General features: G+C 71.8%; 23 protein-coding genes. 12 read left to right on the top strand and 11 right to left on the bottom strand.

Annotated features, from left to right (window positions below; genetic code table 11):
* Positions 1 to 166 precede the first annotated feature (166 nt).
* The 4 genes from OG627_RS31660 (at position 167) to OG627_RS31645 (ending at position 5,012) form a co-directional block, all read left to right on the top strand.
* The gene (locus OG627_RS31660) at positions 167 to 655 is read left to right on the top strand and encodes a DUF6643 family protein (RefSeq protein WP_329071004.1); all 489 of its coding nucleotides are present in this window, start codon (positions 167 to 169) and stop codon (positions 653 to 655) included.
* A 72-nt stretch (positions 656 to 727) separates the two neighbouring features.
* Positions 728 to 1,609 (top strand): MOSC domain-containing protein, encoded by an 882-nt coding sequence (locus OG627_RS31655; protein ID WP_329071002.1) that lies wholly within the window; start codon positions 728 to 730, stop codon positions 1,607 to 1,609.
* Positions 1,610 to 1,799: 190 nt separating this feature from the next.
* Positions 1,800 to 2,408, top strand: a complete 609-nt coding sequence (locus OG627_RS31650; RefSeq protein ID WP_329071001.1) for an Rv1733c family protein — start codon at positions 1,800 to 1,802, stop codon at positions 2,406 to 2,408.
* 174 nt (positions 2,409 to 2,582) lie between these two features.
* On the top strand, positions 2,583 to 5,012 hold the full coding sequence (locus tag OG627_RS31645; RefSeq protein ID WP_329071000.1) for a right-handed parallel beta-helix repeat-containing protein: 2,430 nt from the start codon (positions 2,583 to 2,585) through the stop codon (positions 5,010 to 5,012).
* On the opposite strand, the gene OG627_RS31640 is transcribed toward OG627_RS31645, so the two are convergent.
* Positions 4,982 to 7,495, bottom strand: coding sequence for a hypothetical protein (locus tag OG627_RS31640; RefSeq protein ID WP_443073574.1), 2,514 nt, complete (start codon positions 7,493 to 7,495; stop codon positions 4,982 to 4,984). The two genes, OG627_RS31645 and OG627_RS31640, sit on opposite strands and share 31 nt — an antisense overlap.
* A 211-nt stretch (positions 7,496 to 7,706) precedes the next feature.
* Here OG627_RS31640 and OG627_RS31635 point away from each other — a divergent pair, with 211 nt between their 5' ends.
* Positions 7,707 to 8,555 carry a DeoR/GlpR family DNA-binding transcription regulator gene (locus OG627_RS31635; protein WP_329070998.1) on the top strand — a complete coding sequence of 283 codons (849 nt, stop codon included), beginning with the start codon at positions 7,707 to 7,709 and terminating at the stop codon, positions 8,553 to 8,555.
* A 113-nt stretch (positions 8,556 to 8,668) separates the two neighbouring features.
* The gene (locus tag OG627_RS31630) at positions 8,669 to 9,187 is read left to right on the top strand and encodes an SRPBCC family protein (RefSeq protein ID WP_329070996.1); all 519 of its coding nucleotides are present in this window, start codon (positions 8,669 to 8,671) and stop codon (positions 9,185 to 9,187) included.
* Positions 9,188 to 9,249: 62 nt separating this feature from the next.
* Here OG627_RS31630 and OG627_RS31625 read toward each other — a convergent pair whose 3' ends face one another.
* From OG627_RS31625 to OG627_RS31615, 3 genes are all read right to left on the bottom strand, one after another.
* Positions 9,250 to 9,861 (bottom strand): hypothetical protein, encoded by a 612-nt coding sequence (locus tag OG627_RS31625; protein WP_329070994.1) that lies wholly within the window; start codon positions 9,859 to 9,861, stop codon positions 9,250 to 9,252.
* Between the two features lie 92 nt (positions 9,862 to 9,953).
* Positions 9,954 to 10,859 (bottom strand): aldo/keto reductase, encoded by a 906-nt coding sequence (locus tag OG627_RS31620; protein WP_329070993.1) that lies wholly within the window; start codon positions 10,857 to 10,859, stop codon positions 9,954 to 9,956.
* A 126-nt stretch (positions 10,860 to 10,985) separates the two neighbouring features.
* The gene (locus tag OG627_RS31615) at positions 10,986 to 12,125 is read right to left on the bottom strand and encodes a PLP-dependent cysteine synthase family protein (RefSeq protein ID WP_329070990.1); all 1,140 of its coding nucleotides are present in this window, start codon (positions 12,123 to 12,125) and stop codon (positions 10,986 to 10,988) included.
* A 263-nt stretch (positions 12,126 to 12,388) separates the two neighbouring features.
* Here OG627_RS31615 and OG627_RS31610 point away from each other — a divergent pair, with 263 nt between their 5' ends.
* The 3 genes from OG627_RS31610 (at position 12,389) to OG627_RS31600 (ending at position 14,153) form a co-directional block, all read left to right on the top strand.
* Complete coding sequence (locus OG627_RS31610; protein ID WP_329070988.1) at positions 12,389 to 12,700, top strand: hypothetical protein; 312 nt, start codon at positions 12,389 to 12,391, stop codon at positions 12,698 to 12,700.
* 132 nt (positions 12,701 to 12,832) lie between these two features.
* Entirely contained in the window at positions 12,833 to 13,423 is a 591-nt protein-coding gene (locus OG627_RS31605) for a TetR/AcrR family transcriptional regulator (RefSeq protein ID WP_329070987.1), read from the top strand.
* Positions 13,424 to 13,628: 205 nt separating this feature from the next.
* Complete coding sequence (locus OG627_RS31600; RefSeq protein WP_329070985.1) at positions 13,629 to 14,153, top strand: ATP-binding protein; 525 nt, start codon at positions 13,629 to 13,631, stop codon at positions 14,151 to 14,153.
* A gap of 113 nt (positions 14,154 to 14,266) precedes the next feature.
* Here the strand turns inward: OG627_RS31600 and OG627_RS31595 are convergent, their stop codons facing one another.
* The 6 genes from OG627_RS31595 to rfbB form a co-directional block, all read right to left on the bottom strand.
* Positions 14,267 to 14,584 carry an SHOCT domain-containing protein gene (locus tag OG627_RS31595; protein WP_329070983.1) on the bottom strand — a complete coding sequence of 106 codons (318 nt, stop codon included), beginning with the start codon at positions 14,582 to 14,584 and terminating at the stop codon, positions 14,267 to 14,269.
* 179 nt (positions 14,585 to 14,763) lie between these two features.
* Positions 14,764 to 15,981: an ROK family protein gene (locus OG627_RS31590; RefSeq protein WP_329070982.1), complete on the bottom strand. Its 1,218-nt coding sequence runs from the start codon at positions 15,979 to 15,981 to the stop codon at positions 14,764 to 14,766.
* Positions 15,982 to 16,202: 221 nt separating this feature from the next.
* Positions 16,203 to 17,396: a UDP-N-acetylglucosamine--N-acetylmuramyl-(pentapeptide) pyrophosphoryl-undecaprenol N-acetylglucosamine transferase gene (locus OG627_RS31585; RefSeq protein WP_329070980.1), complete on the bottom strand. Its 1,194-nt coding sequence runs from the start codon at positions 17,394 to 17,396 to the stop codon at positions 16,203 to 16,205.
* A gap of 158 nt (positions 17,397 to 17,554) precedes the next feature.
* On the bottom strand, positions 17,555 to 18,715 hold the full coding sequence (locus tag OG627_RS31580) for a DegT/DnrJ/EryC1/StrS family aminotransferase (protein WP_329070978.1): 1,161 nt from the start codon (positions 18,713 to 18,715) through the stop codon (positions 17,555 to 17,557).
* A complete protein-coding gene (locus OG627_RS31575; RefSeq protein ID WP_329070976.1) occupies positions 18,712 to 19,947 on the bottom strand; it encodes an ATP-grasp domain-containing protein in 1,236 nt (411 codons plus the stop codon). Before OG627_RS31575 ends, OG627_RS31580 begins: the two co-directional genes overlap by 4 nt.
* Positions 19,937 to 20,962, bottom strand: a complete 1,026-nt coding sequence (rfbB, locus tag OG627_RS31570) for a dTDP-glucose 4,6-dehydratase (protein WP_329070974.1) — start codon at positions 20,960 to 20,962, stop codon at positions 19,937 to 19,939. The genes OG627_RS31575 and rfbB overlap by 11 nt, the downstream gene beginning before the upstream one ends.
* Before the next feature lie 481 nt (positions 20,963 to 21,443).
* Here rfbB and OG627_RS31565 point away from each other — a divergent pair, with 481 nt between their 5' ends.
* The 3 genes from OG627_RS31565 to OG627_RS31555 all read left to right on the top strand — a co-directional run bounded on the left by OG627_RS31565 (position 21,444) and on the right by OG627_RS31555 (position 23,267).
* Positions 21,444 to 22,568, top strand: a complete 1,125-nt coding sequence (locus OG627_RS31565; RefSeq protein WP_329070972.1) for a sporulation protein — start codon at positions 21,444 to 21,446, stop codon at positions 22,566 to 22,568.
* Positions 22,569 to 22,709: 141 nt separating this feature from the next.
* Entirely contained in the window at positions 22,710 to 22,961 is a 252-nt protein-coding gene (locus tag OG627_RS31560) for a hypothetical protein (RefSeq protein WP_443073573.1), read from the top strand.
* A gap of 42 nt (positions 22,962 to 23,003) precedes the next feature.
* A complete protein-coding gene (locus OG627_RS31555; RefSeq protein ID WP_329070970.1) occupies positions 23,004 to 23,267 on the top strand; it encodes a DUF6332 family protein in 264 nt (87 codons plus the stop codon).
* Here OG627_RS31555 and OG627_RS31550 read toward each other — a convergent pair.
* A complete protein-coding gene (locus OG627_RS31550; protein WP_443073572.1) occupies positions 23,228 to 23,407 on the bottom strand; it encodes a response regulator transcription factor in 180 nt (59 codons plus the stop codon). The two genes, OG627_RS31555 and OG627_RS31550, sit on opposite strands and share 40 nt — an antisense overlap.
* Positions 23,408 to 23,667: the final 260 nt, after the last annotated feature.

The raw sequence follows: 23,667 nt of genomic DNA, 5'->3' as shown, positions 1-23,667 counted from the left end.
CGCCGGTAACCCCCCGTCAGCTCGCCCTTTACACGATCCGAACATGTGAGGACGACCGATTTTCCCAAGTTCGCTCGCATTGGGGATCCGAAGTCACCCACACCTCCCCAAAGAAGCCTCTAATCCGACTCCCCAACCCGGTGCGCCGTGGCTTAACTTATGTTGCATGACCTCCCCCCGCTCCACCTACGGCGGCGGCTACTACTCCGCGCCGTCCTTCCCGGACACCCCTATCTACGACTCCCTGGTCGCGGAGCGGGGCACGCCTCAGATCGCCCCGATCCGAGTGCCCGCCGCGTACGACACGAACAACAGCTACCTGCCGGCCCTGCCCGCCGCGCTCCCCGCGCTGCCGTCGGGTCCGTCGCAGTCCATGCCGTCGTACGGCGGCGGCTACCAGCAACAGCAGCAGCCGGCGCCGCAGCCCATGCCGCTCCAGCAGGCACCGGCGCCGTACATCCCCCAGCAGGGCGCTCCCCGGGGCTACCAGGGCCAGCCCTACCAGCAGGCGCAGCAGCCCCAGCAGCAGCCGCAGCGCCCGATGCCCGGTACGGGGTACGAGGCGATGCGCCCCGCCGCCCCCCGGCCGGTGCCCGCGCAGCCCGCCCCGTACGACGACCCGTACAACCGGCCCTACCAGAGCCGGGGGTACTGACGGGAGCCGGCGTCCCGCGGTCTTCGGTGTGCTGACCGGTCGGAGGTCAGGGGCCGGTGACAGGATGGCGTCATGCCGAAGTCACCCGACGCCGTTCTGCACGCCTTGTGGGTCCATCCGGTCAAGTCGATGGCCGGACACACGCCCGGCAGCGCCGCCGTGGAGCCCTGGGGACTTGCCGGGGACCGCCGTTGGACGCTGATCGACGGTACGGGGAAGGTGGTCACACAGCGCCAGCAGCCGCGGCTGGCGCTCATCGGGGCCGAGTTGCGGCCGGACGGCGGGGTCCGGCTGTCCGGGCCCGGTCTGGAGCCGCTGACGGTCGCGGTGCCGCGAGCAGGGGGTGTGGCGGGGGCGGCCGGGGGTGAGGACACGGCTGTCGCCACGACGGTGGCGGATATTTTCGGGACGAAGGTCGAATCGGTGCCGGCGGCGCCCGGCACACCCGATGTGCACCGCAGGCTGAGCAGGTACCTCGGGGTGGAGGTCAGGCTCGTGCATCTCGACGACCCGGCCCGGCGCCGGCCCGTCGATCCGCTCTACGGGCGGCCCGGGGAGACGGTCAGTTTCGCGGACGGGTTCCCGCTGCTCGTCACCACGCTCGCGTCCCTCGACGCCCTCAACTCCCTGATCCGGCAAGGAGACCATCCGGCGGAGGGGCCGCTTCCCATGGACCGGTTCCGGCCCAATCTCGTGGTGGCCGGTACGGAGCCCTGGGCGGAGGACGGCTGGCGGCGCGTCGCCGTCGGAGAGGTGACCTTCCGGGTGGCCAAGCCCTGCGGGCGGTGTGTCATCACCACCACGGACCAGCGCACCGCCGAGCGCGGCCGGGAGCCGCTGCGCACCCTGGGCCGCCACCGGCGCTTCGACGGCAAGCTGGTCTTCGGCCAGAACCTGGTCCCCGAGCGCACCGGCGTCGTGCGGGCGGGCGATCCGGTGAGCGTCCTGGAGTGACTCTTCCCCGCCGCCACTCCCCTCGTCGGAACAGGGCCGCATGGTAAGCCTGTTGGGACGGCCGGACCGCTGGGCGGACGGTGCGTCGTGCGCGGCGGACGACCGGGTGAGCTTGCTCTCTCTTGCCGGACATCGCACGCGTTCTCCGTGGCCCGGAGCTACAACGGAGAGGGGAAGGGGGTGCGGATCTGTGCGCACCATCGTGGGACTCCGGCGCTGGCGGCGCAACCCCCTGTGCCGCCGCACCGATCTTGTCGAGGCGTGGGTGGCGCTGGCCGCCGCCGCGCTCATCGCGCTGGCCGCACCGGCGGTCGGTCTGCTCTGCGGGGGCGCGATCGACGCCACGCTGCGCGAGACCGTACGGCTCCAGCAGGAACAACGGCACCGTACGAAGGCCGAGGTGGTCGCGCTCTCGAAGGAGCGCGCCCCGCTGGTGTACGACGCCGAGTCGCCCGGACAGCAGAACCTGGGCCGCCGGGTGGTGGCCACCTGGCGCGCGCCGGACGGGTCCGCCCGGACCGGTGCGCTCGCCTCGCCGCTGCGTGATCCGCACCCCGGCGACACCTTCGGCTTCTGGACCGACCGGCGCGGCGACGAGGCACAGGCCCCGCTGACCGCGACCGGCGCGCGGGTGCACGCCGCCGTCGGCGGCTTCGGATCGGCTGCGCTGGCGGTCGTGTTGGTGGAGTGCGGCCGACGGCTGATCGTATGGCGTCTGGTACAACGGCGGTACGAGCGGCTGGACCGGGCGTGGGCGCAGGCCGGTCCCGACTGGGGGCGCACCGGGGCGGGCAGCTGAGCCGGCCGTCCGGTACCGCTGTCGGCCGGGCCGGACCCGGCTCTCGCGTCAACTCCGCGGTGCCACGCGCGCTACGGTGGTGCCGCCCGGTCCGCAGCCCAGGCCGGGAAACGGGGCAGGCACCCGGAACGGCACGGCACGGGCAATCGCACGAGGTGGGGACAGAACAACGCCATGGCACAGGGCACGGTCCAGGTGACGCACACCGGCACATCCCGTTGGCGCCGCCGCACGGGCGAGTACGCCTCCCTCGCCGCGGCCCTGGAGGCGGCGAGCGACGGCGACATACTCACCGTCGCCCCGGGCACGTACCGGGAGAACCTCGTGGTCACCCGGGCGGTCACGCTGCGCGGCCCGGAGGGTTCGCTCGGCTCCGTCCGTATCGCGCCCGCCGACGGCGTACCCCTGACGGTGCGCGCCTCGGCGACCGTCCAGGACCTGCATGTGGAGGGCCAGGACGCGACGGCCCCCGCGCTGCTGGTGGAGGACGGCACCCCCGACCTGGCGGATCTGCGGATCGTGACCCGCTCCGCCGCGGGCATAGAGGTGCGCGGCGCCGCCCGGCCCACCGTCCGCCGCTGCACGGTCGACAACCCGGCCGGGGTCGGCATCGGGGTGCTGGACGGCGCGGGCGGGGTGTTCGAGGAGTGCGAGATCGTCGCCGCGGGACAGGCCGGTGTCTCCGTGCGCGGCGGCGCGCACCCCCGGCTGGAGCGCTGCCGGATCCACCACGCCTCGGGCTCCGGGCTCTCCGTCACCGGGGAGGGCAGCGGTCTGGAGGCGATCGGCTGCGAGGTGTACGAGATCAAGGGCACCGGTGTACAGATCGCGTCCCGCGCCGCCGCCCATCTCACCGACTCCTCCGTGCACCGCACGTCGGCCGACGGGATAACCCTGGACACCGACGCGGTGCTGACCCTCTCCGACTGCGACATCCACGACATCCCGGAGAACGCGGTCGACCTGCGCTCCCGTTCGGTGCTGACCCTGACCCGTTCCACGGTGCGCCGCTTCGGGCGCAACGGGCTCTCCGTCTGGGACCCGGGCACCCGGGTGGACGCCAACCAGTGCGAGATCCACGACAGTACGGGCGACTACCCGGCCGTCTGGATCAGCGACGGCGCGACCGTCGTGCTCGACTCCTGCCGGGTGCACGACGTGCCCGACGCGCTCTTCGTCCTCGACCGCGGCTCCCGCGCCGATGTGGTCGACAGCGACATCTCCCAGGTGCGCAACACGGCGGTGTCGGTGAGCGACGGCGCGACCGCGCAGCTCGACGACTGCCGGATCAGGGAGGCGTCCACCGGCGCCTGGTTCCGCGACCACGGCAGCGGCGGCACGCTCAACTCCTGCACGATCGACACCGTCCAGACCGGTGTCATCGTCACCAAGGGCGCCGACCCCACCATCGAGCGCTGCACGGTCACCTCGGCCGCCGAGGCCGGCTTCTACGTCTCCGCCGAGGGCCGGGGCACCTTCCACAGCTGCCGGGTGACGGGCAGTGGCGGCTACGGCTTCCATGTGATGGACGGCTGCCGTACGACGCTGACCCGGTGCCGCACCGAGCGGTGCGCGCGCGGTGGGTACGACTTCGCCGAGGACGGGCCGACCGCCGAGGACTGCACCAGCGACGAGAGCGGCGTGCTGGCCCCACCGCCCCTGGGCACGTCCTCCCCGGCCTCCACCGCGCCGTCCACACTGACGGCGACGCAGACCTCTCCGGGGCTCCTCGGCGCGCTCCCGCCGGCCCCCGCCACCGTCACGGCGGCGGACAGCGCGCCCGTGACCGCGGCGCGCGACTCCGAGGACGTCCTCGGCGAACTCGACGCGCTGGTCGGCCTGGAGAGCGTCAAGCGCGAGGTGCGGGCGCTCACCGACATGATCGAGGTGGGCCGGCGCCGCAAGGAGGCGGGCCTCAAGGCGGCCTCGGTCCGCCGCCATCTGGTCTTCACGGGCAACCCCGGCACCGGCAAGACGACCGTGGCCCGGCTGTACGGCGAGATCCTGCACTCCCTGAAGGTGCTGGAGCGCGGCCATCTCGTCGAGGTGTCCCGGGTGGACCTGGTCGGCGAGCACATCGGATCGACGGCGATCCGTACGCAGGAGGCGTTCGACCGGGCGCGCGGCGGGGTGCTGTTCATCGACGAGGCGTACGCCCTGTCCCCCGAGGACTCCGGACGGGACTTCGGCAAGGAGGCCATCGACACCCTGGTGAAGCTGATGGAGGATCACCGGGACGCCGTGGTGGTGATCGTCGCCGGGTACACCGCCGAGATGGAACGCTTCCTGACGGTCAACCCGGGTGTGGCGTCCCGTTTCTCACGGACCATCACCTTCAGCGACTACGAGCCCGACGAGCTGTTGCGGATCGTGCGGCAGCAGTCGGACGAGCAGGAGTACCGGCTGGGCGAGGGGACGGCCGAGGCGCTGCTCACGTACTTCACGGCCCTTCCCAAGGGCCCGGCCTTCGGCAACGGCCGTACCGCGCGCCAGACGTTCGAGTCGATGGTGGAGCGGCACGCGGGCCGGGTGGCCCAGCTGCCGGAGACCAGCACCGACGATCTGACCCTGCTCTACGCGGACGATCTGCCCGAACTCTCCTGAGCGCGCCGCTCGTCGCGCTGCGGAGGCAGCAGGGGCGGCGGCAACCGGTCGAGCAGCGCGGCGCGTTCCTCGGCGAAGACGGGATCGGCCTGGTAGTCGGAGTGTCCGAGGATCGGCTCGGGCAGCGGGTGTTCGACCGTACGGCTGTAGGCCGAGGGGTCGGTCAGCGGCCCGCGGTCGACCTCGGGGCGCTCTCCGTCGGCGGGCACCCTGACGGGCCCGCCGATGGGGTCGGTGGCCCGCCACAGATTGCGCCAGCAGTGCACCTCGCCCGACAGCTGGGCCAGTTGGCCGCCGCCGAAGTACGCGGGGAACCAGCGGCCGTACAGCCGCTCCAGGGGCGATCCGTACGTCAGCAGCGCGACGCGGTGGCGGGTGGTCGCCGGCAGCTGCCAGACGGCGGCGGCGGCCAGCACACTGCCCTGGGAGTGGCCGGACAGGACCAGTCTGCCGCCGGTGCGGCCGGTCCAGGCGACGATGCGCCAGGTCAGGTCGGGGACGGCGCGCTCGGCGTAACAGGGCGGCGCGAAGGGGTGGGCGGCGCGCGGCCAGAAGGTGCCCACGTCCCACAGGATGCCGATGGTGCGGCGGGCGGAGGGGTCGCGGTACGCCCGGCGGCCCCAGGTGACGAAGAGTATGAAGCCGAGCCCGATCAGCCAGGAGCCGATCGCCTGCGCGGTGTCGGCCACGGACTCGACGAACGAGTCGGTGCCCTGCGCGGCCTGTCCCGGCACCTCGCCGCTCAGCCACGATCCGGCGACGGCGGCGGCGCCGAGCAGCAGGGAGGAGCCGGCGATCACTCCCACCAGCCGGGGCACGGCGTCGGTGAGCGCGGCGCGGGCGCGGGCGCCCGCCACCTGGCGGCTGCGCAGGGTGTCGCCGCGCACCGGGCCGTACTCCTCCTCGACGACCGGCACGAGCGCGCGGGCGGTGCGCGCGGTCCGGACGGCGAGCACGCCAGCCGGGACCAGCAGCATGACGAGCAGCACCGGGATGACGGACGCCTGCCAGCTCAGCAGCACGGGCGGGCCGGGGATCACGCCGCCGCCCATGCCGGGGGTGGCGCCCCCGTCCAGCCAGTCGGCGACGCGCTGGGCCACCCCGCCGGTCATCACCCCGCCCAGGGCGCAGGCGAGCATCGCGACGGCGGGCCCGCCGAGGCCGCGCATCGCGGTGCGCGGCTGCGGCACGCGGCGGTGCAGGCGACGGGCGATCACCACGAGCGCGACGATCAGCGCTACTTGCGCCAGGGCGAGCACCCGGAAGACCTGATCGCCGGGGGCGGCGCCGCTGGAGACCCAGTCCGGCCGCGACCAGCCCGCGTACACGACGGCGAGAGCGAGTACGGCGAGCGAGCCCTCGGGCAGCCAAGTGGTCAGCAGCCCGTCGAGGGAGCCGTCGCGCCGGCGTTCGCTGCGGCCCCTGCCGCACACCACCCACACGACAACGGCGGCGCAGCACAGCAGCGTTGCCTGGAGCAGTACGCCGGCCGCCGCCAGCGGCAGGCTTCCGGCGCGCCGGTCCTGGGCGGCTCCGGCGGCGGTGAGCGCGGCGGCGACGGTGAGGAATCCGGCGGCGGTGTGCGCGGCGCGCAGCCGGGCGACGAGCCTGCGGCCGTACCAGAAGCCGGGCCGGCCGAGTGCGGGCCGTACGGCCTCGGAGGCGGGCCGCTCGGGGGCGGCGGACGCGGACGCGGCGGAGGCGGGGTCGGGGGCCGTGGGGTCGGGGGCGGCGGATTCGGGGGCCGTGGGCCTGATCCGGACGCTCGGACGTGCGTCGCCGGGCGGGCGCTGGGCCTCGTACGCGCTCCAGGTCCGGTTGGAGAGGAACCACAACAGCCCCACCAGCGCCGTGGGCACCGTCGCGGCCAGCGCGAGCCTGCGGCCGGGCTGCGACCACCAGCCGTGCCGGTCCGCCGACAGGAAGCCGAGCCAGGAGCGGTGGGCGACGCACTCGGCGGAGCCGGCGCACTGCCACGCCGTCAGGTCGAGCGCGACCTCGCAGGCGGCGGCCGTCAGCAGGACGGTGAGGGTGAGGGCGACCAGCCGGACCAGCACCCCGTACAGCCGCTGGGACTTGCCGAGGCCCTTGGTGGCCGGCCGCATCCAGTGGGCGAGGTTGACCACCATGAAGGGGAGCAGCAGCAGCCACAGCGCCCGTGAGCCGTTGCCCGAGGTGAGGTGGGACCAGCAGTACGCCTCCGGGATCGGCCGGTCGCGGTAGCGCTCGGGGTGCAGCTCGGCGTCCACGTCGTCGGGGCGGCGGTACACGGCTGCCGTCTCGTCGCCGGTGATCCGCACGGCGCGCGGATCGTCGAGCATCTGCTGCGGGGTGGCCCCGCCGACGCCGTGGACGAGCAGTTCGAGGGCGGCTCCGCCGCCGCGCGGCTCCGGTGTCCGCGGACGCGCTGTCTGCGGCTCTGACGTTTCCGGCTCTGCTGTCTCCGGCTCTGCTGTCTCCGGATCCGTTGTCTCAGGGGGCACTTCGGGGACTCGCTCTCGCAGTGACAGGACAGGCGGTCGCGGACACGGAACGGTGGCACGGCGGCCCACCAGAATCGCCGACGACAGCCGTCGCGCACCCGGTCGTCACCGAATCTCCCCGGCCCCCGCCACCGGCAACCACCGGGGCGCGGGTCGGATCCCCGTGCGAGGATGTGTCCCCCATGGACGAAGCGGAAGGACACGCCCGGCGGTGAGCGACAACCAGAGCCTCCTCGCGGAGCAGCGCCGCGCCCTGATCCTGGACGAGGTGCGCCGGCGCGGCGGGGTCCGCGTCAACGAGCTGACGCGCAGGCTCAATGTCTCCGACATGACGGTGCGCAGAGACCTGGACGCGCTGTCCCGGCAGGGCGTTGTGGAGAAGGTGCACGGCGGCGCGGTGCCGGTGGTCGAGGCGAGCACGCACGAGCCGGGGTTCGAGGCGAAGTCCGCGCTGGAGCTGACCGCCAAGGAGGACATCGCCCGCGCGGCGGCGGCCCTGGTACAGCCGGGGAGCGCCATCGCGCTGTCCGGCGGGACCACCACGTTCGCGCTGGCACGCCATCTGCTGGATGTCCCCGAGCTGACCGTGGTGACCAACTCGACGCGGGTGGCGGACGTCTTCCACACCGCGCAGCTCCAGATGGGCGGGGCGGGCGCGGTGCGCCCCGGGGCGGCCATGGTGGTGCTGACGGGCGGGGTGCGCACGCCGTCGGACTCGCTGGTCGGTCCGGTGGCCGACCAGGCGATCCGCTCGCTCCACTTCGATGTGCTCTTCCTCGGGGTGCACGGCATCTCGGTGGAGGCCGGTCTGTCCACGCCGAACCTCGGCGAGGCGGAGACGAACCGGCACTTCATGCGGTCGGCCCGCCGGGTGGTGGTCGTCGCGGACCACACCAAGTGGGGCAAGGTGGGGCTGAGCTCCTTCGCCGGGCTCGACCAGGTCGACACACTGGTGACGGACGCGGGACTGCCGGACGAGGCCCGCGAGGAGATCACCGAGCACCTGCCGGGGCTGGTGGTGGCGGGCCCGGGAGCCGACGCGGACGCGGGCCGCTCGTAGGCCACGCGCAGGCCACGCGCAGGCCGCTCGTAGGCCACGCGCAGGCCGGACGGGCGCGGCACGACGGGCGCGGTGCACCAGGCACCGGGCGTGGTCCGGCTTACGATCGCCGCGTGAGCGTCTTCCGTATCGACCGTACGAGCCCGCTCCCCGCCGACGAGGCATGGCGGCGGCTCACCGACTGGCCAGCGCACGCGAACGGGGTCCCGTTCACCAGGATCTCCGTCGTGACCCCGGGCCCCACTCGGGTCGGGACGCGCTTCGTCGCCCGCAGCGGGCTCGGCCCGGCCGCGTTCGACGACCCGATGGAGGTCGTCCACTGGCAGCCGCCCGCGCCGGGGGTGCCGGGCCGCTGCCGCCTGGAGAAGCGCGGCAGGGCCGTCACGGGCTGGGCCGAGATCCGGGTACGCCACGGGGCGGCGGACGGCGGGGGCGTCACCCGGGTGTGCTGGGAGGAGGACCTGCGGGTCGGCAGGCTGCCGCGCCTGTTCGATCCGCTGACGGCGCGCACCGGACGGGCGGTGTTCGGGCGCGCCGTCGACCGCCTGCTGCGCGGCCGCCCCGGGGACCGCCCGGAGGCCGGTCCTGACGGGCAGTCAGCAGGCGGCCCGGCAGGCCGTACTGACGGCTGATCAGCCGGTGGGCGGACCCTGTGGCCCGAGTGGTCCCCGGGGGCCCCGGGGGCGAACTCCGGTCAGGACTCCTCGAAGTAGGCGTCCAGGACCTTGTCGAGACCGGCCGTCCACTCCTTGAGACTGCTCCGGTCCGCCGCCTCGACCTCGGCGGTGAACCAACGGCGGTCGGACACATGGACGGTGACGGTGAACCGCCGGGGGAACCGGGGGGTGGCCATCTCCACCGCCCCGATCTCGTCCCAGCGGAAGTCGGCCTCTTCCTCGTCCAGCCGGAACCGGACTCCTTCGCGGTCGGCCGTGATCGAACCCCGCCGGTCGCCGGCCTCGAAAACGGGGCCGTCCGCGGTCTCGGCTTCGGCCGCCTCCGCTGTCTCCGCCGTCTCCGCAGCCTCCGACTCCGCTGCCTTCGCTGCCTCTGGCTCCTCTGTTGTCCCTGTCTTGTCCTCCGGCTCTGTTGTGTCCTCCGGCTCCGTCTCGGGGGCGGCCGTGGCTGCTGCCGTGGCGTCGTCGGGTACGGAGACCTCGGGTTCCGGCTCCACGGCCGGATCCGTCTTCTCCTCCGTCGCGGTCCCCGCCGCCCCGGGGCGGGGGGCGGTCAGTCCGGGGATGTATGCCGGATCTGTCCCCACGGCGAACTCGGGCTGGATCTTCGGATCTATGCGCTGCTCCACGGCGGGCAGTATGGACGACGAAGCTGTATGAGACCAGTGGCCCCCTTGTGAGACCGGCCGGTGTCGCGCGGCTCACTCATGTGCCGCGCGGCTCACGCGCCGTCCCGGACCGGGTCCACGCCGTCCAGGAGCGCCATTTCGTCCGCCGTGAGGCGCAGCGCGCCGGCAGCCACGTTGTCCGCCAGGTGATCGGGATCACCGGTGCCCGGGATGGCCAGCACATGCGGCCCCTGCTGGAGGGTCCACGCCAGCCTGACCCGCGCCGGAGACACGCCGTGCGCGCGGGCGACAGCGAGCGTCTCCGCGCTCTCGGGCCCGTTCGCCCCGGCCTCGCGCCCGGCCCCCGCGATGGCGAAGAACGGCACGTAGGCGATGCCCTGTTCCCCGCAGGACCGCAGGATCGCGCGCTCCTCGGCGGGCGCGCCGATCCCGTACGCGTTCTGCACACAGACCACCGGCGCGATGGCCGTCGCCTCCGCGAGGTGGTGGGCGCGGACGTGGGAGATCCCCAGGTGCCGGATAAGCCCCGCGTCGCGCAGCTCGGACAGCGCGCCGAAGTGCGCGGCGATCGACGCGTCCTGGGCGCTGCGCGGCAGGCGCAGGTTCACCACGTCGAGATGGTCGCGGCCGAGCTGACGCAGATTCTCCTCCACCTGGCCGCGCAGCCGCTCGGGGGTGGCCCACACCCACTCCCCCGAGGGATCGCGGCCGGGGCCGACCTTCGTGGTGATGACCAGCCCTTCCCGGTACGGGGACAGCGCCCGGTTGATCAGCTCGTTGGCGGAGCGCAGCGGGGAGAAGTAGAAGGCGGCGGTGTCGATGTGGTTCACGCCGAGTTCGAGTGCCCTGCGCAGGACTCCGGTCGCCCGTTCCCGGTCGCTCGGGGTGCCGTCGGCGCTCGCCGTCAGACGCATCGCGCCGAATCCGATCCGGTTGACCTTCAGGTCGCCGAGTTCCCAGGTGCCGGCGGACGCCGCGTTGATCATCTCTGAAGCCATGGCCCGGAGTATGACCGTACGATCGCCCGGCGGGCCACTCGGATGTCCGCCGCCGCCCGAGCGCGTCGGAGCGGTTCGGAGTCCGTCCGGAGTCCGTCCGGAGTCCGTCCGGAGTCCGTCCGGAGGTCAGCCCGGCCAGGACCCCGTCGCCAGGAAGTGGTCGAGCGTGACGGTGTACGGCGCGATGTCCAGGCCGCGTTCGGCCAGCCAGGTGTCCGAGTAGTACTTGTCGAGATAGCGGTCGCCCGGGTCGCAGAGCAGCGTGACCACGCTGCCCGTGGCGCCGGCGGCGACCATCTCCGCCACGATCCTCAGCGCGCTCCACAGGCCGGTGCCGGTGGAGCCGCCCGCCTTGCGGCCGATGGCCCGCTCCAGGACGCGTACGGCGGCCACGCTCGCCGCGTCCGGGACCTTCATCATCCGGTCGATGGCGCCGGGAACGAAGCTCGGCTCCATCCGGGGCCGGCCGATGCCCTCGATGCGGGAGCCGCGCTCGCTGCGCGCGCCGGAGTCGTGGCGGGTCCAGCCTTCGAAGAAACAGGAGTTCTCCGGATCGGGGACGCAGATCCGGGTGTCGTGCTGCATGTAGTGGACGTAGCGCGCGATGGTCGCCGAGGTGCCGCCCGTACCCGCCGTGGCGACGATCCAGGCGGGCTCCGGATAGCGTTCCAGTCTCAGCTGCTGGTAGATCGATTCGGCGATGTTGTTGTTGCCCCGCCAGTCGGTGGCGCGCTCCGCGTAGGTGAACTGGTCCATGAAGTGGCCGCCGGTGCCGGCGGCCAGGCCCGCCGACTCCTCGTAGATCATCCGCGCCTCGGCCACGAAGTGGCACTGCCCGCCGTGGAATTCGATCAGCCGGCACTTCTCGGGGCTGGTGGTGCGCGGCATGACCGCGATGAACGGCACGCCGATCAGCTTCGCGAAGTACGCCTCGGAGACGGCCGTCGAGCCGCTGGACGCCTCGATCACCGGCTTTCCGGGGCGGATCCAGCCGTTGCACAGCCCGTAGAGGAAGAGCGAGCGGGCCAGCCGGTGCTTGAGGCTGCCGGTCGGATGCGTCGACTCGTCCTTGAGGTAGAGATCGATGCCCCAGTCCTCGGGCAGCGGAAAGAGCAGCAGGTGCGTGTCGGCCGAGCGGTTGGCGTCGGCCTGGACCTTGCGTACGGCTTCCTTGAGCCACGCGCGGTAGCCGGGATCGCTGCGGTCCACGTCGACGGTGGCCATGGCCCGGCCGTCGGCGGACGCCGATCCGTCCCTGTGCGTCATGTGCGGCGCTCCTCGCTCCCCGATCCGGCCCCCAACCGCACCGTACCGCCACCACCTGCGCAAACAGCGACTTTGGGGATCCATAGGGATGGCTTCTGGGGAGGCGCGCGCGGGCACGGCCTGAGCCGGGCGCGCGCGCTGTCGCGGCGCCGCTGAAGCGCTGGGGAAAGGGTGCCCTGGTGCGCGGCCGGATACTTGTGCACACTGCCTTGAGGGGATTTACAGGGATTCGCAGGGAATGGCACGGAGGGGGCTGAGAAGCCATGGCGGAGCCGGAGTTCAACGCGCGTGGAGTCCTGATCGAACGGTGGCCCCGCTCGCTCACCACGGCGGGTCAGGTGCTGATCCAGGACGGCAGGCTGGCGTTGCTGACCAGCTACGGCCGGGTGATCGACAGCGCCCCGCTGCGGGCCGTGCGGGCGGCGCGGCCGTGGTTCGCGGGGAGCGGCAGCACGGTCGCCACCGTCAACGGCATCCGCTACCGGCTGACCATGGGGCAGCGCGGCCGGAGACCGGACGCGACGGCGCTGGCGAGGCGCTTCATGGAGACCGTGAGCAGAGCGGGGCACGACTGAGGACCACCCCGCGCGTACGGGGCACCGGCCGCCCGCTCCGGTCTGGCATCATGAAGCAAGCGGAACATCGCTCCGTCAACCATTCGGGCCATCGTTCCGCCCGACAGGCCCGGCGGCGGAGAGGACTGCGCGGTGAACGAGCGCGACGGGGGCGCGGGGCAGGCGGCCCGGCCCAAGCGGGCGGACGCCCGGCGCAACCAAAAGGTCCTGCTCGACGCGGCCGCCGCGATCTTCGTGACCTCGGGCGTGGAAGCGCCGGTACGCGACATCGCGGCCAGGGCCGGTGTCGGCACGGGCACGATCTACCGCCACTTCCCGACGCGTGCCGACCTCATCATCGGCGTCTACCGGCACCAGGTCGAGGCCTGCGCCGAGGCGGGCCCGGCCCTGCTGGCGACCTGTGCGACCCCGCACGCCGCCCTGGGGCAATGGATCGACCTCTTCGTCGACTTCCTGGTCACCAAGCACGGACTCGCCGCCGTGCTGCGGTCCGGGGACTCCGGATTCGGCGCCCTGCACGCCTACTTCCTCGACCGGCTCGTGCCCGTGTGCACCCAGTTGCTCGACGCCGCGGTCGAGTCCGGCGAGATCCGCTCCGATCTCACCGCCCTGGAGCTGATGCGGGGCGTCGGGAACCTCTGCATCGGCGCGGACAGCGATCCCGGTTACCACGCACGTCAACTGGTCGAGGTGCTCATCGCGGGGCTGCGTCGGCCGAGCTGACCTTCGGCCGAGCCGGCCTTCGGGCGGGCGGCCCGTGCGGGCCCGCGAGTTGCGAAGTCGGACCCCCTGAGTCACTCTGGTCTCATATCACTCAGGGTTAACCGGCGGTGACGCTACGATCCAGCCCCGCCGGGCGGGATCAGCAGCGCACCAGTTGCGGATCCGAACTTCGTCTTCTTCCGGACTCATTCGGGGAGTCGCAGCCGTGATCAGCCTTCCCAGCAGGCACTGCACGGTGGAGCTCCATGCCCTGCCGTCGCGGATCGGACAGGTCCGCAGAATCATCTCGGCGCAATTGCGCTACTGGCATCTCGATCCGCTGATCGATCACGCGGCGCTCGGCGTCACCGAGCTGCTCACCAACGTCCACCGGCATGCCGAGCCGGACAAGATCTGCACCGTCGACATCGAGCTGCTGCTCGAACGGCTCACCGTCTCGGTCAGCGATCACGATCCGCGGCTGCCCTCGGTCAACCACGCGGGCCTCCTCGACACCGGCGGGCGGGGGCTCGCGCTGATCGCGGCCGTGAGCGAGAGCTGGGGCATCAGAGGCCGGGGCGACACGGGCAAGAGCATCTGGTTCACCTTGCCCGCGCCGTCCTCCGCCCTGACCGTGCCGCTGCGCGCGGTGTACGGCGCGACGACCGACGGCCCGTTCCCCGGGGCGGTGTTCGGCGCCGCGGCCCACGAGCACGGGCACCGGGCGGTCCGGTCCACCGTGGTCGGCTGACCGGGCCGCATCCCACCGCACGCCCCGCACCGCACGTACCGCATCCCGCCGCACGCCCCGCGCCGCACGAGGCCGGGCGCGTCCGGCGGGGGGTCACCGGAGCGACGACGGGGTCAGGCGGGCCCCGCCTTGCCCACCCGGCCGAACTGCTCGTCCAGCACGGACAGCCGGCGCCAGTACTCGTCCTCGTCGATCTCACCGGCCGCGAACCGGCGGCCGAGCATCGCGATCGGCGACTGGTCGTCGTGCGCGGGCCCCGGCGCCTGCCACGGCCCCCGGAAGCCGCCGCCGCGACCACCGCGCCCACCGCGACCGCCAGGCCGACCGGCCCGGCGCAGCAGGGTGATCACACCGAAGACGGCAGCCCCCCAGAACAGCGGGAACAGAAGAATCCATGGGCCCGGTCCGCCGTGGAATGCCAGCGTGTTCATGGTGATTCAGCTCCTCGAAGAGGTTCTCGCGGCCTTTTTCCTTGCCGCTTCCGAGCCTCGCTCCCCGAGGAGGTCCGCCGCGTCGTCCCTCCGGCGGCCCTACCCGTACCCCCCGGGAAGTACGGACGGGAAGTACGGGGCCGGTCAAGTCGGATCGGCGGGGCGCCGGGGCGCCGGCGCTATCGCGCGAGCGCGCCCAGCGGGTCGTCCAGCACCGGCTGCCACGCCAACTCGGCCGCGCCGACCAGGCTGTTGTGGTCGAGCGTGCACGGCAGGATCGGCACACCGCCGCTGCGGCCCCACAGGCTGCGGTCGGCGACGACGGCGCGCAGCCGCTGGGGGTCGGCGTCGAGCAGTTCCCGGTGCAGCCCGCCGAGGATGATCCGGTCGGGGTTGAGGATGTTGACCAGGCCGGCGAGCCCGAGTCCCAGCCGGTCGATCAGCTCCTCCGCGGCTCCCCGCACGGAGGGGTCCGCGTACTCCGTACGGAGCAGATCGCGCGACTGCTGGAGCAGCGAGACCTCGGGCCCCGGGGCGCGGCCCGCCGCCGTGAGGAAGGCGAGCGGATCAGCCTCGACGTCGAGGCAGCCCTTGCTGCCGCAGTAGCAGGGGCGCCCCTCGGGGTTGACCGTGAGATGGCCGACCTCCAGGGCCAGGCCCGAACTGCCGCTGTGCAGACGGCCGTCGAGGACCAGCGCGCCGCCCACCCCGCGATGTCCGGTGGCGACGCAGAGCAGGTGCTGGGCGCCCCGGCCCGCGCCGTGCCGGTGTTCGGCGAGCGCGGCGAGGTTGACGTCGTTGCCGGTGAAGGCGGGGCCCTCGATGTCAGCGGCGCGCACCCGCTCGGCGAAGATCTCCCGCACCGGGGCCCCGGCCGGCCAGGCGAGGTGCAGCGGGTTGAGGGCGGTGCCCTCCGGTTCCGCGACCGCCGACGGTACGGCGAGACCCGCGCCCACGCAGCGGTGTCCGCCGGCCCGCAGCAGTGCGGCGCCCGCCTCGACGACCTCGCCGAGCACCTGCGCGGGGTCGGCCGTGACCGTACCGCGCGTGGGCGCCGTGGCGACGATACGGCCGCCGAGCCCGACCAGCGCGACCCGGAAGCCGTCCGCGTGCACCTGGGCGGCGAGCGCGACGGGTCCGCTCTCGTCCACGGACAGCCGGTGCGAGGGCCGCCCCTGCGATCCGGCGGCCGCGCCGGGCCTGGAGTCCACCAGGATCAGGCCGAGGGCCTCCAGTTCGGCGGCGACGGCGCCCGCCGTGGCCCGGGTCACGCCCAGTTCCGCCGTGAGCACGGCGCGGGTGGGCGCGCGGCCCGTGTGAACCAGTTCCAGTGCCGGGCCGAGCGCGCCGCGGCCTCTCTCCAGCCTTGTCCGGGTGGTGGTCCCCTTGCCGTCCATGGAGGCGAGTCTCCCATGATCCCAAGGCGGTACGGCGCCCCGTACGGATGCCTTGTACCGAGGGACCGAGGCCCCTATCCTCACTTTGTGCCGAATCTGAACAAAATAAGGTCCGCCGTTCTGGGAGGGCGCGCCGGATCCCTCGGCGCACGGTCCCGCCCGCCCCGGCGCCCACGCCCGTTCCCGCTGTCCCGCCCGTCCCAGCTGTCTCCGCTGTCGTCTCAGCGTGCCAGCCCGACGTTCAGCAGCAGGTCGACCAGCCTGGCCGCCGCGTCAGGCAGTCCCTGGGCAGCTGCTCGTTCGGCCATGTGCTCCCGGTGCTGCTGGGAGGTGATGAGCGGTTCCAGCACCCGCCGCAGTCCCTCGGGATTTTCCTTTGTCAGAGCAACGGCTGCCCCGGCCTCCTGGAGGTGCAGGGCGTTGTGCTCCTGTTCGTTCCCGGCTGACGATGCCAGCGGGATCAGAACGGACGGCTTGCCCAGTGCGGTCAGCTCGGCAATGGTGCCGGCGCCGCTGCGGGAGATGACGACATCGGCCAGGGCAAGGACATCGGGCAGTTCCGGCCCGACGAAGTCGCTCACCCAGTACCGGCCGCGCAGCCCGTCCGGGAGCGTTTCGGCGAACTGGCGCGACTGCTCCAGCGTCGTCGCTCCGCACTGGTGGATGACGTTGGCGACCGTCAGCAGCCACGGCAAGATGTCGCGGACCATGCCGTTGATCTGCGCGCTGCCCTGTGCACCGCCCGTCACGTACACGCTGGGCAGGGCACTGTCGAAGCCGGACAGCCCGAGCGAGGCCACGGCCTTCTCGGGCTCTCCTGTGAAGACTGCCGGGCGTACAGGGTTGCCGGTCACCACCGTTGAGGTGGCCACGCTTTCCGGCAGCAGTTTCAATGAGGACTCGGAGGAGACCGCGACGGCCGTCGCGAAGCGCGACAGGATGCGGTTCGCCAGCCCGAGGCGCACGGTCTGCTCGTGCACCACGAGCGGAGTCCGCGTCATGCGGGCCGCGAGCCCTACCGGTACGGCGACGTAGCCGCCCGTCGACAGGATCACGTCGGCCTTGTAGTCGGCGGCGATCAAGCGGGCCTCCGCGACACCCTTCGGTACGCGACCCATGTCCCGCATGTTCTCCCGGTTGATCATGGCCAGCGGGTTGGAGGAGCGACGCAGCTTGCCCGTGGGCACCGTCTTGAAGGGGATGCCCTCGGCCGGCGCCACGCGCGCTTCGAGTCCTTCGGCCGTGCCCACCCACAGGACGTCGAGGGACGATCCGTGAGAGGCCAGCCGGGTCTGCAACTCGCGAACCGCGGTGAGTGCGGGATAGGTGTGGCCACCGGTTCCTCCGCCCGTCACGATGAGCCGGAACGGCCGGTGCAAGGAGGCCAGACGGGTGGAAAGTTCGTCGCTGTTCACTGGAGGAAGGCATCCGATCGTGAGGTCTTGGCGCACGCCAGCAACCGACGGGCATACGAACCTTGCGGACGATATCAGGCGTTTCTCGCCTCAGTGAGCGGTCACCCTTTGACGGCCGCTCACTGTCCATCTGGGTTTGCCTCGACGGGAGTTGGCGACTATCGGCCTGTCTTACCGGCCGCGAAAGCCTCCTCCCGGACGGTGGCCAGGGCCCGCCCCAGGGCCGACACCACCTGGTGGACGTCTCCCGCGTCCATGGCCGGGTGGAACGGCAGGCTCATGATCTGCCCGCCGACCATTTCAGTTACCGGCAGGGGGCGGTGCCATGGGGCGAACGCGGGCTGCGTGTGATTCGGCGGGTAGTGCACTCCGACCCCGAGGCCCTGGGCGTGAAGGACCTTGTGGACTCTGTCCCGCTCCGGCACCCTCACGACACAGTTGAAAGGCACGGAGCGGTCCACGTCCACGTCGACCAGGACCACATCCCTCATGCTGTGCAGCTCGGCCTCGTACGCTCGCCACAGCGCTTTGCGCTTGGCCGCGACGATGGGGAACTGCTCCAGCTGAACGCTGCCCACCGCCGCGTGAACGGATGACAGGGTGGCACGGAGCCCGAAACCGGCGACAGCGTAGGTCGTCGTACGGCCGCGCTCTGCCTGCGACTGGGTGATGCCCAGAGTCCGCAGACGCCGGGCCACTCCCGCCTCCTGGGATGTACGCGGGACAATCGCGCCGCCCTCGATGCACGTCAGGTTCTTGATCGGGCCGAAGCTGAAGCACGTCAGCGCGCCAGTGCTGCCGACCAGCTGGGTCCCGAGGCTGGATCCGAAAGCGTGGGCGGCGTCCTCGACGACGGTGATGCCGCGCTCACCGAGGACTTCCTCAGCGGCGGTCAGATCGACAGCCCTGCCGCCGTACAGCACCGGCATGACCGCGCGTGTGGCCGGAGTGATCGCCTCCAGCACCGTCCCGCTCTCTACACACAGAGTGTCCGGGCTGACCTCCACGAAGCGCGGGCTCGCGCCGCACGCCACGATCGCCTGTACGGTCGCACAGAACGTTTGCGACGGAACGATCACCTCGTCTCCCGGCCCGATTCCGGCGACCAGGAGAGCAATGTGCAGAGCCGCGGTGCCCGAGGAGACCGCCACGGCGTCGTCGACACCAAGGAACGCGGCGATCCCGCGCTCGAACTCCTCGGTGACGCCGGTGTGCCCGTACTGGCCCGACTCCAGGACCTGGGCGACGGCGGCGGCCTCCTGGCCGTAGAGGTACGGGCTGGCGTTGCGCCGGGCATCCGGCCTTGACGAGTTGATCATGACTCCCCCTTCGCCACCGTGAGCGGTCGGACGATCGGTCGAACCAGCGCGCCGGCCGTCTCCAGAGCCGAGGACACACCCGCTGCCGACCGGCCGGCAGCGAGGAACATGCCGATCTTGTGGCCGGACTGGTCATGCGGCCGTACCAGGTCACCCGGCTTGGCATACAGCACGACGTCGGTGATCCCGGGGACGTCGCGGGCTTCGGCGACGCCTTCCCACGCGACCAACTCGCCGTCCGTGACGAGCGGTGATCCGATCAGCTCCACCGCCGCATGCTCATTGCGCGTCCGCACCAGATGACCGTCGAACGGCTCACCGAGCGCGAGTGCGACAAGCGCACCCACGACGTTCACGCCATAGGCGGCGGTGTGCAATCGCGGGATGCTGTCGCCGCTGAGACGCGGGTTGGCCTCGATGATCCGCGCCCGACCGTCCGCACCGAGGACGAGGTCGAAGTTCGCTGGTCCATCGACGATGCCGAGCGCACGGCACAACCGTTCGGCCCTCGTCTCAAGGTGGTCGTGCTCCGCCGAGGACAGGTGCACCGTGCTGATCCGCCTGACGACGAAACCCCCGGCAAGCTCTTGCTCCTTGACGCAGGTCATCATCGACCTGCCGTCCCGCAGGAAGAGATCGATGGTCAACTGTCGGCCCTGAACGAACTCCTCCGCGATCACGGTCTGAGAGGCGGAGTGGACACGGGCGTGGGCGACGGCGGTGGGCAGGTCGTCAGGGCGGTTGACGCGGGTGACGCCCTTACTTCCCGACCCGTCCACCGGCTTGACCACGAGCGGGAAGCGCAGCCCCGCCGCCTTCGCGACGACCTCATCCGGATCGCTCGACGCGGCCCAGCCGTAGTCGGTGATGCCACACGACGCGACAACCGCATGGAACGCCGCCTTGTCGAGACCCGCGAATGCCTTCTTCGGGTACACGTAGGGGGCGTCGTACCGCAAGCCGAGGGCGTGCCAGGTGGCCAGTGCGGCGTCACTCGCGCCGCCGACGATCCCGGCGGGGCGTACGTCGCCCAGCGCGTCGGCGATCACGTCGGCGCCGCGGGTGGAGATCTGAAGGGTCGCGTCGGCGAACGGGAACGCGGGAGCGTCCGCTCGCATGTCCACAGCGATGGTCGGAATCCCGCGACGCCGCGCCTCCTGGTACAGCGGGATGTGCTCCTCCGACGCGCCAAGCACCAGCAAGGCGTTCTGTGGCAACTGGTCACAGGACATGGTCACGCTCCGACCTCGGGGCCGCGATGTGGACGGCCGGCATCGCGGCCTGCGGGTTGCGGGAGAGCGGCGCCCAGCGGTCCGGGTTGCGCCGGTACCACTCCACGGTCTCGGCGAGACCTTCGTCCAGGTCGCGGGTGGGCCGGTAGCCGAAGTGGTCGGCAATCTTCGTCCAGTCCATCGCGTAACGAAGGTCGTTGGACCGCCGGTCGGGGATGTATGTGACCGCGTCCCAGTCGGCGCCGCAGATGCGCAGGAGTTCGCCGGTGAGGTCGCGGCTGGTGAGGTCGGTGCCGCCGCCGATGTTGTAGATCTCGCCCGGGGTGCCGCCGCGCAGGACGAGTTCGATCGCCGCGCAGTTGTCCTCCACGTGCAGCCAGTTGCGTACGTGCTGACCGCGACCGTGAAGGGTGACCGGCTCGCCCCTGAGCAGACGAGTGACGAACAGCGGGATGATCTTCTCCGGGTGCTGGTAGGGCCCGTAGTTGTTCGAGCTGCGCGTGACGCACACGGGGACGTCGTAGGTGTGGAAGTAGCTCAGGGCCACGAGATCGCTGGCAGCCTTCGACGCCGCGTACGGGACACTGGGGCGTAGCGGGTCGTCTTCCGTGGCGGTGCCGACCGGCAGCGGCCCGTACACCTCGTCCGTGGAGACATGGACGAACCGCTGGATGCCGTGCTTCACAGCCGCGTCCGCGAGGGTCTGGGTGCCGAGGACGTTCGTCGACAGGAACGTCCTTGCCGCGGAGAAACTGCGGTCGACGTGGGACTCCGCGGCGAAGTGCACGATGGCCGTGTGCTGGCTGACGAGGTCGTCCACCAGGCCGGCGTCCAGGATGGTCCCGTGTACGAACGTCAGCTTCGGGCTGAGGAACGCCTCGCCCAGATTTTCGATGTGCCCCGCGTAGGTGAGGGCGTCGAGAACCGTCACCTTGGCCACGTCGTCCGATCGCAGGAGACGTTTGACGAAGTGCGAGCCGATGAAGCCGGCCCCACCCGTAACAAGAACTTTCATGAGCCCTCAGTCCCATCCGGAGAAGCGGATACGAGTCGCGCCCCTCTCACGTCGGGAGAGGCACGGCACCAGGGAACCGCGCGGCGGCGCCCGCGCAGCAGGCACACAAGGGGGGCTCACAACTCATGGAACCTGTGCCCGGAACGAGGCTTTGTGCCTACGCTCGCCTCAGCGGCCTGTGGCAAACGGGGCCACAGCCAGAACCGTTGAGGGAGCCGCCGTGGCAGCGTCGCCGCGCCGGACCAAGCAGCCGAACGAGGCCCTGGCCCGACTCGTCACAGCCTCCGGCGCCAGCCATAAAGCGCTGGCCCACCGCATCAATCAGCTGGCCCGGAACGCCGGAAAGACCAGGGAATACACCCATACGAGCGTCGCGAACTGGGTTGAGCGTGGAATGCGGCCACGGTCCCCGATACCGTCACTGATTGCCGTGGCGGTAGGAGAGCGCCTCGGCCGCCCTGTCGGTCTCGCGGAAATCGGGATGGACAGCCCCAGCGTGCCGGACGCCACGGGCCTGGACTTCGCGAGAGACCCGCAGGACGCCGTACGCCTCGCCTCCGACTTCTGGAGTCATGTGGACCGCCGAGCACTCATCGGTACCAGCACCTTCGCCATCAGCGCCTTCGCAACCCCTGTCACCAGATGGCTGGTCAAGCAGACAGACGACGACGGCGCCCACTACGAGGGCCGCCGCGTCGGACGCGCCGCCGTCACCGAACTGTGGGAGGAGGCCCGCGAGGCGCAGAGCTGGGACTCCAAATACGGAGGCGGGAACTGGAAGTCGAACCAGGTCACCGACTGCCTCACCCACCGTGCCGCGCCACTGCTGCGCGGCCGGTACTCCGAGGCGGTCGGCCGGGAACTCTTCTCCGTCACCTCCGAACTGTCACGGGTGGCCGGCTGGAGCGCCGTCGACATCGGCCACCACGACATCGCGCAGCGCCACTTCATCCAAGCCCTTCGACTGGCGCGCGCGGGCGCTGACGTCCAACTCGGCTCGTATGTCCTGACCACGATGGCCCTCCACGCCCTCTTACGGGGGTATGCCAGCGAGGCCATCGACATGGCGCAGGGCGCGTACGAACGAGGCAAGCGGGTCGCGGCCCCGCGCGTTCTCGCGTTCACCAAACTCATTGAGGCACGAGCCCACGGCAAGGCCGGCGACCCGCGCAGCGCGGCCTCCGCCCTCGCGACGTCCGAAGCCCTACTCGATCGGGCCCGCAAGGGAGCGGACGAGCCGGAGTGGATCGGCTACTTCACCCATGCCCGCATGAGCGCCGACGCTGCCGAGATCTACCGCGACCTGCGCATCCCCCACGTCGCCCTCAAATGGCACTCCCAGGCAGCCGCCATGTCCGCAGGAACGTTCACCAGGTCCGTGGGACTTCGCTACGCCGTGGTCGGCACGGTGCATCTCCAGAACCGAGACCTCGACCAGGGCCTTCACCTGGGCCACCAGGCCGTGAGTATCCTCGCCAACGTCGAATCCAGCCGGGCCCGTGACTACGTACGCGACTTCACCACCGCGCTCGCCCCCTGGGGTGCCGAAACTCGCGTCACCGAGTTCGTCAAGCACGCGCGACGGGAACTCTCTATGAGTGCGTGAACAGCGCCGGCAGCAGCCGGAACACGAAAGTGCGCCCCTCCGTCCAGCCCCTCAAAGGGCTGGACGGAGGGGCGTGGTGTATCAGCGGTAGAGCGCGATGAGGCCGGACGCCGCAGCCGGGTCAGGTCCGAGGTGCCGCGAGTGCTGCGGGTACGGGCCACCGACACGGACAACGTGTGGACCGTGCGGATCTCCCGGGAGCCCCCGCGCACCGCTCACGCCCGGTCCGTACGGGACGGCGAAGCCGTCACCGCCGACTGCGAGTTGAGCGGACCCGCCGGGACGCTCCAGCTGACTCTCTGGAACCGGCTGCCGCTCGACTCCGTCGCCCTGACAGGCGACCCGGATCTCGCCCGGCTCTGGCGGGACACCTCGGCCGCCGTCATGTCGTAAGGCGACTTGCCGCGGCTCATGGCCTCGGCCAGACTCGTCCGCATGGGGACACGGAGCGACGCCGAGCGGGACGCCATCACGGTCGAGATCGGCTTCGCGCTGCTAACCGGAGTCCTGGCGGCGGGGCTGGTGTTCGCCGCCGTCGCGGTTCCCACGTACGTCTTCGAGCTGCCGGCCGCGCTGCTGACCGGCGGTGGCGCCGTCGCGGGGCTCGTCTTCCCGGCGCGGGTCGTGCATGTGCTGTGGCGCTTCCGCGGCGGTGGCGGTCAGCCCAGCCAGCCCGGTCTCACCAGCCCGGACTCGTAGGCGAGGACGACCAGTTGGGCGCGGTCGCGGGCGCCCAGCTTCACCATCGTCCGGCTGACGTGCGTCTTGGCGGTGAGCGGGCTGACCACCAGCCGGCGGTCGATCTCGTCGTTGGACAGGCCGATTCCGACGAGGGCCATCACCTCGCGCTCCCGTTCGGTGAGCCCGGCCAGCTCCCGCAGCTCCGTCGGCTCCTTGGAGCTAGGGCCTTTCGTTTGGATCAGGCCGGATGAGGGAGCGGGGTCTGGTGCCGTGGATCGCAAGGCGGAGGAGGGAGCCCACGCGGAGCGGATGGGGTCTCCCCTGGTCGAGCGAAGCCGAGACCTTGGGGATGACTGACGACAACGCGGCGAGGCGCGGTGCCAGGGCTCGCGAGCCCGGCATGATCCAAACGAGAGCC

It is taken from the genome of Streptomyces sp. NBC_01429 (genome assembly GCF_036231945.1).
Lineage (GTDB): Bacteria > Actinomycetota > Actinomycetes > Streptomycetales > Streptomycetaceae > Streptomyces.
Note: the sequence above shows the minus strand (reverse complement) of the source record. Positions and strands in the feature narration are given on the sequence as shown.

Bases quoted from the DNA above. Each gene is read 5' to 3' on its own strand.
- OG627_RS31660 (WP_329071004.1), top strand. From the start codon at position 167: ATGACCTCCCCCCGCTCCACCTACGGCGGCGGCTACTACTCCGCGCCG.
- OG627_RS31655 (WP_329071002.1), top strand. From the start codon at position 728: ATGCCGAAGTCACCCGACGCCGTTCTGCACGCCTTGTGGGTCCATCCG.
- OG627_RS31645 (WP_329071000.1), top strand. From the start codon at position 2,583: ATGGCACAGGGCACGGTCCAGGTGACGCACACCGGCACATCCCGTTGG.
- OG627_RS31620 (WP_329070993.1), bottom strand. From the start codon at position 10,859: ATGGCTTCAGAGATGATCAACGCGGCGTCCGCCGGCACCTGGGAACTC.
- OG627_RS31615 (WP_329070990.1), bottom strand. From the start codon at position 12,125: ATGACGCACAGGGACGGATCGGCGTCCGCCGACGGCCGGGCCATGGCC.
- OG627_RS31610 (WP_329070988.1), top strand. From the start codon at position 12,389: ATGGCGGAGCCGGAGTTCAACGCGCGTGGAGTCCTGATCGAACGGTGG.
- OG627_RS31595 (WP_329070983.1), bottom strand. From the start codon at position 14,584: ATGAACACGCTGGCATTCCACGGCGGACCGGGCCCATGGATTCTTCTG.
- OG627_RS31590 (WP_329070982.1), bottom strand. From the start codon at position 15,981: ATGGACGGCAAGGGGACCACCACCCGGACAAGGCTGGAGAGAGGCCGC.
- OG627_RS31580 (WP_329070978.1), bottom strand. From the start codon at position 18,715: ATGATCAACTCGTCAAGGCCGGATGCCCGGCGCAACGCCAGCCCGTAC.
- OG627_RS31575 (WP_329070976.1), bottom strand. From the start codon at position 19,947: ATGTCCTGTGACCAGTTGCCACAGAACGCCTTGCTGGTGCTTGGCGCG.
- rfbB (WP_329070974.1), bottom strand. From the start codon at position 20,962: ATGAAAGTTCTTGTTACGGGTGGGGCCGGCTTCATCGGCTCGCACTTC.
- OG627_RS31565 (WP_329070972.1), top strand. From the start codon at position 21,444: ATGGACAGCCCCAGCGTGCCGGACGCCACGGGCCTGGACTTCGCGAGA.
- OG627_RS31555 (WP_329070970.1), top strand. From the start codon at position 23,004: ATGGGGACACGGAGCGACGCCGAGCGGGACGCCATCACGGTCGAGATC.
- OG627_RS31550 (WP_443073572.1), bottom strand. From the start codon at position 23,407: ATGGCCCTCGTCGGAATCGGCCTGTCCAACGACGAGATCGACCGCCGG.